This is a genomic window from Clostridium amazonense (assembly GCF_056431285.1).
In genome coordinates, this window is record NZ_JBWKMH010000024.1 from 369,247 (window position 1) to 383,464 (window position 14,218).

A 14,218-nucleotide genomic window follows, 5' to 3' on the forward strand; every position below is an offset into this window, starting at 1 on the left:
TAAATCATAACACTATATATTTTTGACAACTTTGTCTAAAATTAAAACTAATATGTTGCATAGTAAATTTTAAAAATCGCATCATATTATATCAAACTAACAAGTTTAATTCAAGTTTAAATACTATAATATATATATTTGTTAATTTATGATATAATCTAAATACTCACACAACAAGTAAATTATGTAAGGGGGCTATATTAGTTATGGCTACATGGATTGCTCATTTAAGAGTAGCTGAAAATTTATTAAATAAAGGATTCAATTTTGATGTATCTTCATTTTTAATTGGAAACATAGGACCTGATTCTGGTGTTCCTAATGAAGATTATAGTAGTTTTTATCCACCACGTGAGATAACTCATTGGGAAAAAAATAAAATTTCAGATGCTGAAGGATTTTTTAATAAATATATACAAAATGCTCATCCAATCACTGATAAAAATGAATTTTCATTTAAAATAGGTTATTATACTCATCTATTAACTGATATTGAGTGGAAAAAATTATATGAAGCTAAAAAGAAAACTCCTCTTTATAAAGAAAATTTAGATAAAGATAAAAAATTCATATGGGTAATTAAAGACGATTGGTATGGATTAGACTTTTTATATCTAGACCAAAATCCCAATTGCTACTTTTTTAAAGTATTTAAAAATGTAGCTGAAGTTCCTGACTATCTTGATTACTTTCCTAAAGGAGCTTTTACTAAAAGTGTTAAAAACATATGTGAATATTATTTAGGTGAAAACACATTAACTAAAGAAAACTTTAAATACCTAACAGAAGAAGAAATGAATAAATTTATTGAAAATGCTACAAATACAATTGAAATAATTTTAAAAGAAAAACTAAAGAATTTAAATCTAAATTAATTTTATCACTTAAATATTATTATAAATTCTACTAATACAATATTAAAGGACCACACCCAAGTGGTCTTTTAACATATGTTTAAAATTTTCTATTCATTAAATTTTATATAATAGAGATTTGTCCATTGATGCAACTAATCATTTCTTCATTCGTAATCTTATAAACTTTATATCCATTAAATTAACTATTACATTTTTCTTTTTTAATAATTTCATAAATATTATTTAAGGCTAAAGTTTCTCTTCTTATCCAACTTGTAGTATTTATATTACCATTAGCTAGTATATTTTCATTATTTTTTATGGCTTCTTTTATATTAACCCATTCACTCATAAACCCTAGTTCTTGTTCATACTCATCTAGTTTTTGTTCTTTAACTTCATCCATAACGGAACATTTATAATAATAGGAATACATTATAAATTTACATTCACTTTCAAATTTATCCTTAGAAACTTCTTTTATCTTACCTATTAATTCCAAAATACTTTCTATACTATACCCTGTTTCCTCAGCAACTTCTCTCATTAAAGCTTCATTGTGGCTTTCTCCCTTATTTATTCCTCCACCAGGAAACTTATAATCACCTTTATTTGATTTGACAAGTAATATTTCTTCTCCCCTTATAACAACTCCTCTTACTGCAATTCTCTTAAATGATTTCTTATATTCTATTACTTTCTTATCATCACAAATTTGTAAGCTAAACATAATTTTTCTCCCCTATATTTTTAATTTTCCTATAATTTTTCTACTTATCATAAATTAGTTTTATAGCTAATTTCCAATATAATGTCAGTAAATTATATCATAATTTTTAATTACCGTATTCTTCAATTTTAAAAGAACATTATTCATATCTTAAATTTCAATATTTATGTGGTTTAATAAACATATTATGAAAGCTTCTTATATAATTTGTAATAATTAAATTTACACATTTCGCCGCAGTATTTTGCCACCTTATTACCAAACGCTTGAAAACCAAGCTTTTTAATTACAGTATTAGAAGGTATATTATCTGGCTTAACAATAGCAACTAATTCTTTTAACTCAGTATTTTTAAAAATCCACTTAATTAATGTTTTAGCAGCTTCAGTACCATATCCTTTGCCTTGATAGTTATCTGAAACAGCATATGAAATCTCAACTTCATTATCTACCATAGCTTGTGCATGAACACCAACAAAGCCAATACATTTATGATCACACTTATGCTCAATTGCTAGCATTATAAATGGTTCACTAATATCAAATTTTTTATTTATCCATTCTATCCAATCAAGTGCCTCTTTTTCATCATGCATAACCATATCAGCCATCCAATAAGACACCTTTGGTTGCTGACTATAATAAGCCGCATCTTCTACATCAACTGATGAAAAAGGTCTAACAATTAAGTTATCTGTTTCAATATTAATATTCATCATTCTCAAACTCCCCTTTAATAGTCTTGGAATTTTTATTCTATATTTTTACTTTTTATTATATTTTTACAATTATATCATCTAATTTAAATTTTATCCATAAATTTGTAAAATATATTAAATCTTCACACTATTCCCTAGCTTCATTATTCAGAGTTTTACTTGTATAAAAACATTAAAAAAATCCAATTCAAACAACTATAACTTATTTATGAATTGGATTATTACATATAGGGTTCAAACTCAAAGTAATCTTTTTATCAAATGATATTACTAAAATTATATTTTATTCCTATGTTTGTATCTTAAACCAATTAAGAACTAAGAGTGAAAAGTTAAAAGTTATGGTAAATATTACTCTCTTTGTTCCTAATATCTAAAAATAGAAACACATAAAAACTAGTTTTTATATAATATTTAAATTATTTACTTTGAAAAATATTATAAAATTTGATTAAAAAACTGAGACTTCAGTTTTATCGTTAATTGTTAATTTTTGTACAACACTTCTAATTGCTCGTTCTCAATTGAAATAAGAATAATTTCATCTTTCAACTTGCACTACAAATTTTTATTTAGTCTATATACTTCATAATTTAATATAAGTGCAAAGCTAGACCAAATTAAGTACGGAATTAATAATATACCGGCTATTCTATCTTTTTTATAAAACTTTATAACTGTAATTATTAATACTATAATTAAACATGCTAAATCTATAAGTGCTAATAATCTAAAATTAAAATAAAAGAATAATATTGGCCATAATAAATTTAATGCAAATTGTATTATAAAAATAACTACCTCAAAAGTAACATCTTCACCTAAACTTCCAAGCATAAGTATTCTATAAAAAGCTAATGCCATTAAAACATATAATATAGGCCAAACTATTCCAAAAACAATTGGTGGTGGTGCAAATTTAGGTCTCATAAGCCCTAAATAAATATTTGGTGCTGACCTTGTTATAATGCTTATTATTATAGATAATCCTAAAACAAAAATTAAACTGATTAAAAGAAGAAATATGTTTTTCTCCCCTTTAACTTTTAAAATTGACTTCACAAAATTCACCTACCTAAAACAAATATTTTTTATTTATCTATTCTACTAATATTTATATAAATCCTAATTATTCATACTTTGATAATATTTTTATAAAATACATATAAATATCTATAAATATATCCACTTAAATAGAATTGTTTATATTTTCAAGTCTTTTCTCATCTATTGACTCCAATTAATAAAAATTGTAAAATATATTTTGTTATTATAATCTTATTTAACTTAATCATATCTTTTAAACATTTCATTTATAAAAAAATTTCCAATAGGTGATGGGGTTCGCCTTTAAATGCCAATCTTTGGCTGATGACTCCTACATAAAAATTTAATATTGATGTATTTTAGGAGGTTTTTATGACTTTTTTTATTTTACTTATTAGTTTACTCATAATATGCCTACTCTCCAATTTTAGTGGAAAGCTAGCAGAGTTAATTAAATTGCCTTCTCTTATTGGAATGATGCTTCTAGGAATGCTTATAGGACCTTATTGTTTTAAATTAGTTCCTAATATCACTATTTCTGTAGCTCCTTTCATAAAAGATTTTGCTCTTATAACCGTATTATTTATTGCTGGTCTTGGAATTAGCAAAAATCAAATGCACAAAATTGGTCGTCCTGCTATTTTATTAAGTATAGTACCAGCAACTATAGAAGGCTTTATAATTGCATATCTTAGTACAATTTTTTTAGGTTTTGATTTTATTCAAGGAGCAATTTTAGGCTTTATAATTGCAGCTGTAAGTCCTGCTGTGCTTATTCCTTCCATGCTTGACTTAATTGATAAAAGGCTTGGTGAAGATAAATCTATTCCAGAAATGCTTTTAGTAGGAGCTTCTGCTGATGATACTGTTGCTATAACACTTTTTACTACTTTTTTATCTTTATATATGCAAAAAAGTTCTGGTGGAGATTTTTTACTAATAAAAAGTATATCTACAATTCCAATAACTATAATTTTAAGCATAATAATTTCATATATACTTTGCAAACTTTCAACTTTTGTTATATCTAAATTTAAAACTAAATACTTGAAAGTTATATTTGTATTTTCAATATGTATTATTCTTAGAATTATAGAATCTAGATTCAAAATTGAAGTATTTAATTCATTATTAACAATAATGTTATATGGATTTTTCTTAAGATCTCAAACAGAAGATAGTGCACTATATATAAAAACTAAAATGGATAAATTCTGGAAACTAGGGAAGCTATATCTTTTTGTTTTTGTAGGTATGGCAATAAATCCATCTTTAGCTTTAGGTTATTTAAAAATTGGAGTAATAATTTTAACAATTTCTCTTTCATTTAGGTCTTTAGGTGTTTTATTATCTCTAGTAAATACAAATCTTACAATGAAGGAAAGATTATTTTGTGTTGTAGCTTATCTTCCTAAGGCAACAGTTCAATCTGCTAAGGCTGGTATTCCTCTTCAAATGGGCGTAGCTGGTGGTGAAATTATGCAGGCTATTGCTCTTTTAAGTGTTTTAATAACTGCTCCAATTGGTGCTATAGGCATAAAAATCTTTGCACCTAAATGTTTAAATAAAATTAATGATTAATAACAGTATAATAATTCTTTCAACAATTAATACTAAGGTTATAAATAAAAATGAATTTTAATAACTTAAAGTTTAATTTTGGAAAAGGTGATGAAATGGATAAATTAAAAGAAATATTATTAAGTGAAATTCCTGGTTTTAAAGAAACAGGATTAAAATTTTTGAATAAAGAAATTACTAAAATGGAATTTAAAGGAGTGTCTGGTGGCTTTGGAGCATATGCTCATAGAGATGGACAGTCTTTTATGATTAGACTTAGAATTCCTTCAGGAATTACGTCTAAAGAAGAACTAAAAATTATATATGATATGGCTAAAAAATATAATTTAGATCATATTCATTTAACTACTCGTCAAGCTATTCAATTTCATGGACTCTCTATAGAAGATATTTGTGAAGTCATGGAAGAAGGTTTAAAACATAATATTTACACTAGAGGTGCTGGCGGAAACTATCCAAGAAATGTTGCCATGTCTCCTCTATCTGGTGTAGATCCTAATGAAATTTTTGATGTTACACCATATGCTATTGCTGCTAATAATCATTTTCTTAAAAAAATATATACATACAAATTACCTAGAAAACTAAAAGTTGCTTTTTCTAATAATAATGTAGACGAAGGTCACTGTACTGTTCATGATTTAGGTTTTGTAGCATGCAAAAAAGATAATAAAAATTATTTCAAAGTGTTTTTAGGTGGTGGTCTTGGAAGAAATCCTAAATTAAGTTTAGAACTTGATGAACTTGTTGAACCTAAGGATGTATTATACCACATAGAAGCTATGACCAATCTTTTTATAAACGAAGGAAACTATGAAAATAAAAGTAAAGCTCGTATAAGATATATGGTTGAAAAATTAGGTGAAGAAGGTTTCTTAAATGAATATAAAAAATATTTAAAACAAGCTAAAGAAAAAGGCGGTTTAGATGTAAATCCTGAACTAATAAATTATACTAAAGAAGGTTTAGAAACAACCATTCAAGATAAGCGACTATTTAAACAAAAACAATCTGGTCTTTATAGTGTTTACTTCCATCCAATTGGTGGTCAGCTTAGCATGAAAGATTTTAAAGTCATTTTAGATGAACTTGATAAAATTGAAAATCCAATTATAAGACTTGCTATGACAGAAGGCATTTACTTTATAAATTTAAATGGTAAAGAAGCTGAATCAATGCTTAAAGCCACATCAAAATTAGGAGGAGAAACAGCCTTAGAGCAAAGTGTTTCTTGTATAGGTGTACCTATTTGTCAAATGGGACTACTTGAAAGCCAAAAAGAACTTAATTCTATAGTAGATTACTTTAGAGAACATAATTTCAACTCAGACATACTTCCTAGAATTCATATTTCAGGATGTGGAAACTCTTGTGGAGTTCATCAAATTGGTGAAATAGGTTTAACTGGAAAAATGAAAAGAGTAAATGACAAATCTACAGGAGTTTTTGAACTTCATATTGGTGGAAATGTAGGTGTTGGAAAAGCTGCTTTAGGTGAATGCTATGGAGACATTGAATTCTCTAAAGTTCCTGAATTTTTATATGAAATCGCTTTAAAAATTAAAGATAGCAATAAAGATTTCTGCACTTGGGTTAAAGAAAACAATTCTGAACTTCGAGAAATAGTAACTAAATTTGCAGTTTAAAAAATAATTTAAATATATGTAAAAGTCCAGTAAATAAACTTACTGGACTTTTTAATACTAGCAACATTACACACATGCATATTGTTGCTAGTATACTTTTTTATAAATTTACAGTTAATAATGGTACTTCTAAATATCCTATATATAAAACTCATTTGATTTATTTAATCTCCATTAGAAATAAGTTCATTCATTTCTAATGACATACTTCTAAGTTCCTCAGAACTTGCTGATAACTCTTGACTCATAGCTGCTGTTTGAGTAACTGCTTCATTTACCATATTAAATGAGTCCATAGTTTCTTTTGTAGAAATATATATATCATTATTAAAGTTAACTACATTTTCAGTTTCATTTAATAGTTCATCAATTAATCCACTAATCTCTTTAATTTTTTCATCTGAAATATTTAAATCTTTTAACATAACTTTTATATTTTTAACTGTCTCATTTATAATGAAATCTCCTGTATCAATTCTTTCAGTGTTTTCATTCATAAGACTTTCAACATTATTAACTAATCCTTTTAATTCATTTGTTATATTGCTAACATCTTGAAGTGAAGCATTAGTGTTTTCTGCAAGTTTTCTTATTTCATCAGCTACAACTGAAAATCCTTTTCCATATTCTCCAGCCCTAGCAGCTTCAATGGATGCATTTAGAGCAAGCAAATTTGTTTGGTTAGAAATTTTTGAAATAAGTTCAATAATACTGTCAATTTCCTTTGATTTATCATCAAGTAGTTTAGTAGCTTCAAAAGTACTTCCTACGCTTTCTTTAATTCCTGAAATTATAGTAACTATTTCTCCTAATTTTTTTTCATTTGTATTAGACAGTTTAATAATCTCTTTTGATTTATCTTCTATATCTTTAGTTTTATCAGAAACTATTTTATTTGTATTTAAAAACTCATCTAATATTTTTGTACTTTCCAATGAATTATCAAGTGTCAATTGAGATTTTTCTGATATTGCTTCTGTTGTATTTACTAAATCATCTAATCTTTTATTTTCTTCTTCTGACACATTTAATAATGTTTCACTAGAGTTCAATAAAACTTCAGCATAATTTTTCATATGATTAAACATATTATTAATTTTATTATTATTTTCTAAAAGCTCTTTTTCTCTTCCATCTACAATTTTTAATAAATTAGATGCAAAAGTTGTAAGAAACAGTATTCCTGTAGAAATTAATGTTATTACAACCACTCTTAAAATAAGTTCCCTAATCATAAATTCGCTACTAGGTAATGTTGATGGATTTAATATAAATATAGCAACTTGTGATATTAAACTTATTATAATAGAAGCTATATTTAGTTTATTATCTAAAAGTAATGCACCTATAAGAATAAAATAAAATACAGATGCCCAAATTTCTTTTGATGGAACAATAAAACATATTGCATTATAATTTATATAAGATATAACTAATATTATAATTTTTAATTTAGGCAATATTTCAATATTTAGCTTATCATCTACAATTGCTTTATTGTGAATTACTCTAAAGACAACAACTTCTAAAACTGTTAAAATAAGAAATCCAATTAATGTACTCCATTTTATTTCTGGGTACATTTTTAATATCTTTAATGTAATAAATGTTGTTGATGCTACTAATACACTTATTGAATAAATTATAAGAATATATTTTAAAGAATTTTTCTGATAATCTATTATTGTACTTGTATTATCTACTAAGCTATTTTTACTTGATTCCAAATACTATCACTCCCTAAATAAAATTTACCATTTATAAAGCAATACACCAATTGTGTATCCTGCTGCAACAGAGCAAAATATACCTAGATTTCCACTTTCAAAAGTCTTAACTTTTAATGCATCATCTAATGACATAATAGGACTTGTACATCCAGTATATCCATACTTGTCTCCTACAAATGTTGTTTTTGTCATATCTGCTTCAAGTTTTTCAAAAGTTAACTCTAAGTCAGCCTTAGAAAATTGTGACATAAAGTAATGTGTTACGTCTCCTACATTATATCCATGTTCATCTAAAATTGCTTTTATATTCTCACTCCATTTTTCAGATAAGAAGCTAAAATCAAAAGGCTTCCAAAGTAATTGTCTATCTTCTTTTGTTCTTCCCTCGTCATTTAAATTAGACATTCCACAAGCTGGAAATGTTATTGTTGAATAATATTCATCATCAGTATACATTCTTGAACCTAAAAATCCTCTTTCTTCAGATTCTTCTCTAACTTCAAGAATTATTGCTGCTCCTCCATCACCAAAACAACCATAGCTTACTATATCATCTTCTCTTGCTAAGCTATTAATGAATGAACCTCCAGCTATTAATATTTTTTTATATTTTGAATCTGTTTTTAAATATCTACATGCAATATCTATTGCAGTAAGCATTCCTGTACAATTAGAGTTTACATCAAACACTGCTGTTGAATTTTTAGCACCAATTTTATTTCTTACCATAATTGCACAACAAGGCGATAAATATTCTGCAGCATCAGATACAGATATAATCATATCTATGTCCTCAGCTTTTAACCCAGCATTTCGTAATGCATTTTTTGAAGCCTCCACTGACATAGTTACTGTAGATTCATCTCTACTTGCATGTGTTCTTATATCTCTACCTAATTTATTCATAAGACCTTTAGCATGATCTTCTAAATTAAACTTTTTAAAATGCTCCAATAACTCCTCATTTTTAACTTTCTTTTTAGGATGATAAGACCCTACTCCTTTAATGTGTACATTTTTATACATGTTGTCCTCCTTCATTGTTAATACACAATATTATTATTCTATAGGATTTTAAACTTAAATTTTCTATTATAAATTCATTAGCTGACAAAATTTAAAATTACTCCTATGTGTGTCGATACGTGTATGCATTTGCATTTTTTTGAAAATTCATTCTACATTTTAATATATTTTATATCATATTTTTAACTATACAAAACAATTACTAAGTGAAATCAATTACATTTCTTAAAATTCTTTTAATATAATTATATATCGTATATTTTTTTATAAAGCTTATAGTTTTTCATAAAAAAATAAGTAGACATTTTAATGTCTACTTATAAATATCTAGTTATTTTAACTTAACATAAGATTTTCCATTTCTGCTGCCATAGTTCTAAGTTCTTGTGAACTTGCTGACAATTCTTCACTCATAGCAGCAGTTTCTTCTAAAGAAGTATTTACCTCTTCAAAACTTTTCATTGTCTCTTTAGTATCTTCATATATATCATTATTAAAATTAAAAATATTTTCTGTTTCTAATAAAATATTTTTCGCTAATCCGTTTATATCATTAATTTTTTCACCTGAATTATTTAAATCTTTTAACATAGTTTTTATATTATTTGCTGCATTTTTTATAATAGTGTCACCATTATTTATTCTATCACTATTTTTATCCATTAGATTTTCTACATTTCCAATTAAATTTTTTAATTCATCAGTTATATTTGAAATATCTTTTAATGAACTATTTGTATTTTCAGCTAATTTTCTTATTTCATCAGCAACAATGGCAAATCCTTTACCATGTTCACCTGCTCTTGCTGCCTCTATAGATGCATTTAATGCTAACAAATTAGTTTGATTTGAGATTTCACCTATTAAATTAATAATATTATCAATTTCTTTTGATTTTGAGTCTAAAAGCCTAGTAGCATTAAACGTACTATCAATACTATTTTTAATATCCATTATAATCTCTACTATCTCATTTAATGTTGCTTCATTATTTTCTGATAACTTTATAATTTCATCTGAATCACTTTTTACATCAATAGTCTTTGTTGATATTACTTTATTAGTCTCTAAAAAATTCTTTAAGATTTCTGTATTCTCTTCTGTATTTGATAAAACAGAATTAGCTTTTTCCGAAACTATTTCTGTAGTTTTAACTAAACTATCTAAACGTTTGCTTTCTTCTTCTGATATATTTAATAATACTTCACTAGAGTTTGATAATGTTTTTGAGTAATCCTTGATTTTATCAAACATATTTGTAATAGTATTATTTTTGTTTTTTAAGTTTAATTCATTATTTTCAACTTCTCTAAGTATTTTAGATGCAAACATAGTAAGTGTAAGTATTGATGCATAAACTAAATATATTGCAACACCTCTTAATATAAGTTCCCTAACAACAAATTCATTTGGAATAGTGGCTGGGTTAACTATAAATATAATAATTTGACATATTACCCCAACTCCAACTGATAATGCATTTATTTTATTATCTAAAAATATAGCTGACATAAGCATAAATGCAAATACACACATCCATATTTCCTTTGATGGTATAAATAGACATATAAGAATATAATTAATATATGATGTAATTAAAATCTCTAATTTTAAAAAACTAAACCACTTAAAATTTAATTCATTATTATCCATTGTTTTCTTATAAAATAAATTAAATGCTACAATTTCAATAATAGCTATTAAAAATAAAGTAATTAGTTTAATCCATGACACCTCTGGATACAACCCCGCAAATTTTAAAACTGTAAATAAAATAGGGCTAGATAATCCACTTACACCATACATTTTCAAAGTAAATTCTAATGTTTCTTTTTGATATTTAATAATAGTACTTCCTTCTTGACTCAACACGTTCCCCCCTCTATGAAAATTCCAATATGAATTTTCAAATAATAATATTATTAGGTCAACTTTTATATAACATTTTCTTTTAATTATCATTTAGAATAAGTTTAATTATATTTTGAGTTTGAAACCCTATAATGAATTTCAGTCTTAAGATAATATCTATATCAATTATTAATTTAAACATTTCAGATTTTACTTATAATTTCAATTTATATCACCATTTATATATTAGTGAAGCTATAGTATATCCTGATGCTACAGAACAAAAAATTCCTATATCCCCACTTTTAAATGTTTTCTTTTTTAATGTATCATCTAATGACATAATAGGACTTGTACATCCAGTGTATCCATATTTATCTCCTACAAATGTAGTTTTATCCATACTAGTTTCAAGTTTTTCAAAAGTTAATTCTAGGTCAGTTTTAGAAAACTGAGACATAAAATAATGCGTTACATCTTTAGGTTTGTAATTATGTTCATCTAAAATTCCTCTTATTACATCATTCCATTTTTCTGATAAAAAACTAAAATCAAATGGCTTCCATTGCACTCGCCTATCTTCATCTTCAATTGAATCACAAGCTATTTGTGACATACCACAGCCTGGCATTGTTATAGACCAATAGAATGAATCATCTGTGTACATTTTAGATCCTAAAAATCCTCTTTCTTCACTTTCCTCTTTCACTTCAAGAATTATTGCTGCTCCTCCATCACCAGAACATCCATAAGCTACAATATCATCTTTTTTTGCAAGTTTATTTACCAACGATGATCCTGTTATTAATATTCTTTTATATCTACTATCAGTTTTTAAATATTTAGTTGCAATATCTATTCCTGTAAGCATTCCTGTACAGTTAGAATTCACATCAAAAACAGTTACACTGTTTTTTGCTTGTAGTTTATTTCTTATTATTAATGCACAACAAGGTGAAAAATACTCAGGCACATCTGCTGCAGATATGATCATATCAATATCACTTGCTTTTAATTTACAATTTTCAAGTGCATTTTTAGCAGCTTCTACTGCCATCGTTATACCTGTCTCCCCTTCTCTTGCATAAGTTCTAATGTTTCTTCCCAATTTTTCCATTATAGCTTCGGAATGTTCATCTAGATTATAATTTTTAAAATGTTCAATTAGTTCCTCATTATTAACCCTTATATCTGGATGATAAGTTCCTACTCCTTTTATATGTGCATTTCTATACATTTTTCTCCCCCTCGTAAATAATACTTACACTAAAAAAATTTCTTAGGTAAGTTTTTTGTGTCTCTTTACATATTTTTTATTTTTTTACATATTATATTAAATTTCTTGCTATTCACTTACATTATAACAATATTTTCTGATTTTTCAAATTAATTTTTATATTTCTTCACTTTATTTTTTAATTATTTTCTCATTATATTTACATATGTAATTTGATTTTATTTTTTTCAAAAAAATAATTCAATGTTAATTTAATTTAACATTGAATTAAAATTTTTCTATTTTCTAACACCAAAACCGCCATAAACAGTTTTAGTATCTGTTATAGATATTACTGATTTCATATCTACACTTTCTATAAGTTTTATGATTTCTTTTTTTCTTTTTCTTTTTAAATGCAGTATAAGTATAAGTTTTTTACTATCAAGTCCTTCACCTTCTATAGATGTTACACCTACTTCTGCTCTCCTTAATACTTTAAGCATTTCTTCGCCATCTTCTTTTTTTACTATTACATTCATAGTTATTATTCCAATTGCCAATTTATCCTCAACTATAGAACCTAAATAGTTTCCACAAGCATATCCTAAAGCATATACTATAATTTTTATAGGATCATCTTGTATTCCATCTAGTACATTTCCTACTACTAATAACCATATTATAACTTCAAAAAATCCTATAATAGCTGCATATACTTTTTCTCCTTTTGTTAAAAGCACTGTTCTTACAGTTGTTAATGAAACCTCTACTATCTTGGAAATAAATATAAAAAAATATATTAACATAATATTCCTCCTTTATTTTATTTTTTTAAAATTTAGTTTTTTCTCAACATTTTAATTACTATTCTACAAATTTTCTTTATAAATTTCAATATTTTTATGAAATTTCAAATTATTTAATTTTTCTATACATATTATTTGCTTAGTTTTATATATTCTAAAATTCTTTATTTTTTATTTAAATATATAAAACTAAATTCCATATTATCTTTGCAAGATTGAAACCTCGCCTACTTTATTAATTGAAAATTGAAGATTGAAAATGATATTATTTAATTTATTCTCCTTCATAGCTTTTCCTATGTAGCTGAGACTTCAGTCTTGGCAGTCTTTGATATGGATGCAAATTTAGAAATAATATATTGAAATGACGTTTTGCAAGGTTAAAACCTCTCCTACAAACCTTTGAAATTTCAACTCAATTTCTGTTTCCTTCGTAACTGAGACTTTAGTCTTGGCAGTCTTTGATATGTATGTAAAATTAGAATTAATATATTTAAATGACGTTTTGCAAGAATGAATTCTCGCCTACTTTATTAATTGAAAGTTGAAGATTGAAAATGATAAATTATATTATTTAATTTAATTGCTTCACCTTCGTAGCTGAGCTTTTAATCTTGGCGGTAATGTATCCTTGCTAAATTTTATTGGTTTCATCTTTAAAATATACTAATCAACAAGAGGGACGGACATCTCATAGAACAATCACCTTTTCATAATTTATTATCCTTTTTACTAATATACTTATCTAAGCAAGCAAAGTGAGTCCCTAACAGATTACAAATTTAAAAGTAATACAAATAACGTTCTGCAAGGTTGAAACCTCGCCTACTTTGTCAATTGAAAGTTGAGAATTGAAAATTGAAAATGATAAACTCATAGTCCCCTATAGAAATGTAGACTCATAATTCAAATGGAATTATACTAGGATTAATGAATGGAGGGGTGCATTATGAGTGGAAATTTTATTAGAAAATATACTGAAGAAGAACGAGTGAAAATTGTGGAA

The 14,218-nt window shown here is 25.7% G+C and carries 11 protein-coding genes and 1 riboswitch; of the genes, 3 read left to right on the top strand and 8 right to left on the bottom strand.

The genetic code is table 11. The features are described from left to right. Positions 1 to 206: 206 nt before the first annotated feature. Positions 207 to 875, top strand: a complete 669-nt coding sequence (locus AC07E4_RS11035; RefSeq protein WP_478216406.1) for a zinc dependent phospholipase C family protein — start codon at positions 207 to 209, stop codon at positions 873 to 875. 181 nt (positions 876 to 1,056) lie between these two features. On the opposite strand, the gene AC07E4_RS11040 is transcribed toward AC07E4_RS11035, so the two are convergent. From AC07E4_RS11040 to AC07E4_RS11050, 3 genes are all read right to left on the bottom strand, one after another. Beyond that, the gene (locus AC07E4_RS11040) at positions 1,057 to 1,587 is read right to left on the bottom strand and encodes an NUDIX hydrolase (protein ID WP_478216407.1); all 531 of its coding nucleotides are present in this window, start codon (positions 1,585 to 1,587) and stop codon (positions 1,057 to 1,059) included. A 185-nt stretch (positions 1,588 to 1,772) separates the two neighbouring features. Next, entirely contained in the window at positions 1,773 to 2,306 is a 534-nt protein-coding gene (locus AC07E4_RS11045) for a GNAT family N-acetyltransferase (RefSeq protein WP_430829384.1), read from the bottom strand. 558 nt (positions 2,307 to 2,864) lie between these two features. Next, the gene (locus tag AC07E4_RS11050) at positions 2,865 to 3,368 is read right to left on the bottom strand and encodes a TspO/MBR family protein (RefSeq protein ID WP_430829385.1); all 504 of its coding nucleotides are present in this window, start codon (positions 3,366 to 3,368) and stop codon (positions 2,865 to 2,867) included. A gap of 262 nt (positions 3,369 to 3,630) precedes the next feature. Beyond that, a riboswitch (Fluoride riboswitch) is annotated at positions 3,631 to 3,694 on the top strand. A 31-nt stretch (positions 3,695 to 3,725) separates the two neighbouring features. Here AC07E4_RS11050 and AC07E4_RS11055 point away from each other — a divergent pair. Both AC07E4_RS11055 and AC07E4_RS11060 read left to right on the top strand, forming a co-directional pair. Continuing rightward, positions 3,726 to 4,934 (top strand): cation:proton antiporter domain-containing protein, encoded by a 1,209-nt coding sequence (locus AC07E4_RS11055; protein WP_478216408.1) that lies wholly within the window; start codon positions 3,726 to 3,728, stop codon positions 4,932 to 4,934. 95 nt (positions 4,935 to 5,029) lie between these two features. Continuing rightward, positions 5,030 to 6,580: a nitrite/sulfite reductase gene (locus tag AC07E4_RS11060; protein ID WP_478216412.1), complete on the top strand. Its 1,551-nt coding sequence runs from the start codon at positions 5,030 to 5,032 to the stop codon at positions 6,578 to 6,580. Positions 6,581 to 6,744: 164 nt separating this feature from the next. Here the strand turns inward: AC07E4_RS11060 and AC07E4_RS11065 are convergent, their stop codons facing one another. The 5 genes from AC07E4_RS11065 to AC07E4_RS11085 all read right to left on the bottom strand — a co-directional run bounded on the left by AC07E4_RS11065 (position 6,745) and on the right by AC07E4_RS11085 (position 13,212). Then, complete coding sequence (locus AC07E4_RS11065) at positions 6,745 to 8,307, bottom strand: methyl-accepting chemotaxis protein (protein ID WP_478216409.1); 1,563 nt, start codon at positions 8,305 to 8,307, stop codon at positions 6,745 to 6,747. Positions 8,308 to 8,331: 24 nt separating this feature from the next. Further along, positions 8,332 to 9,336: a ketoacyl-ACP synthase III gene (locus AC07E4_RS11070; RefSeq protein ID WP_478216410.1), complete on the bottom strand. Its 1,005-nt coding sequence runs from the start codon at positions 9,334 to 9,336 to the stop codon at positions 8,332 to 8,334. Between the two features lie 336 nt (positions 9,337 to 9,672). Further along, the gene (locus AC07E4_RS11075) at positions 9,673 to 11,205 is read right to left on the bottom strand and encodes a methyl-accepting chemotaxis protein (protein ID WP_430829405.1); all 1,533 of its coding nucleotides are present in this window, start codon (positions 11,203 to 11,205) and stop codon (positions 9,673 to 9,675) included. Positions 11,206 to 11,419: 214 nt separating this feature from the next. After that, entirely contained in the window at positions 11,420 to 12,424 is a 1,005-nt protein-coding gene (locus tag AC07E4_RS11080; RefSeq protein ID WP_040328681.1) for a ketoacyl-ACP synthase III, read from the bottom strand. Positions 12,425 to 12,702: 278 nt separating this feature from the next. Continuing rightward, the gene (locus tag AC07E4_RS11085) at positions 12,703 to 13,212 is read right to left on the bottom strand and encodes a DUF2179 domain-containing protein (protein WP_430829406.1); all 510 of its coding nucleotides are present in this window, start codon (positions 13,210 to 13,212) and stop codon (positions 12,703 to 12,705) included. Between the last annotated feature and the right edge of the window lie 1,006 nt (positions 13,213 to 14,218).

Excerpts from the sequence above, each read along its gene's own strand:
- AC07E4_RS11060 (WP_478216412.1), top strand. The coding sequence starts at position 5,030 with ATGGATAAATTAAAAGAAATATTATTAAGTGAAATTCCTGGTTTTAAA.
- AC07E4_RS11045 (WP_430829384.1), bottom strand. The coding sequence starts at position 2,306 with ATGATGAATATTAATATTGAAACAGATAACTTAATTGTTAGACCTTTT.
- AC07E4_RS11040 (WP_478216407.1), bottom strand. The coding sequence starts at position 1,587 with ATGTTTAGCTTACAAATTTGTGATGATAAGAAAGTAATAGAATATAAG.
- AC07E4_RS11080 (WP_040328681.1), bottom strand. The coding sequence starts at position 12,424 with ATGTATAGAAATGCACATATAAAAGGAGTAGGAACTTATCATCCAGAT.
- AC07E4_RS11055 (WP_478216408.1), top strand. The coding sequence starts at position 3,726 with ATGACTTTTTTTATTTTACTTATTAGTTTACTCATAATATGCCTACTC.
- AC07E4_RS11085 (WP_430829406.1), bottom strand. The coding sequence starts at position 13,212 with ATGTTAATATATTTTTTTATATTTATTTCCAAGATAGTAGAGGTTTCA.
- AC07E4_RS11035 (WP_478216406.1), top strand. The coding sequence starts at position 207 with ATGGCTACATGGATTGCTCATTTAAGAGTAGCTGAAAATTTATTAAAT.
- AC07E4_RS11070 (WP_478216410.1), bottom strand. The coding sequence starts at position 9,336 with ATGTATAAAAATGTACACATTAAAGGAGTAGGGTCTTATCATCCTAAA.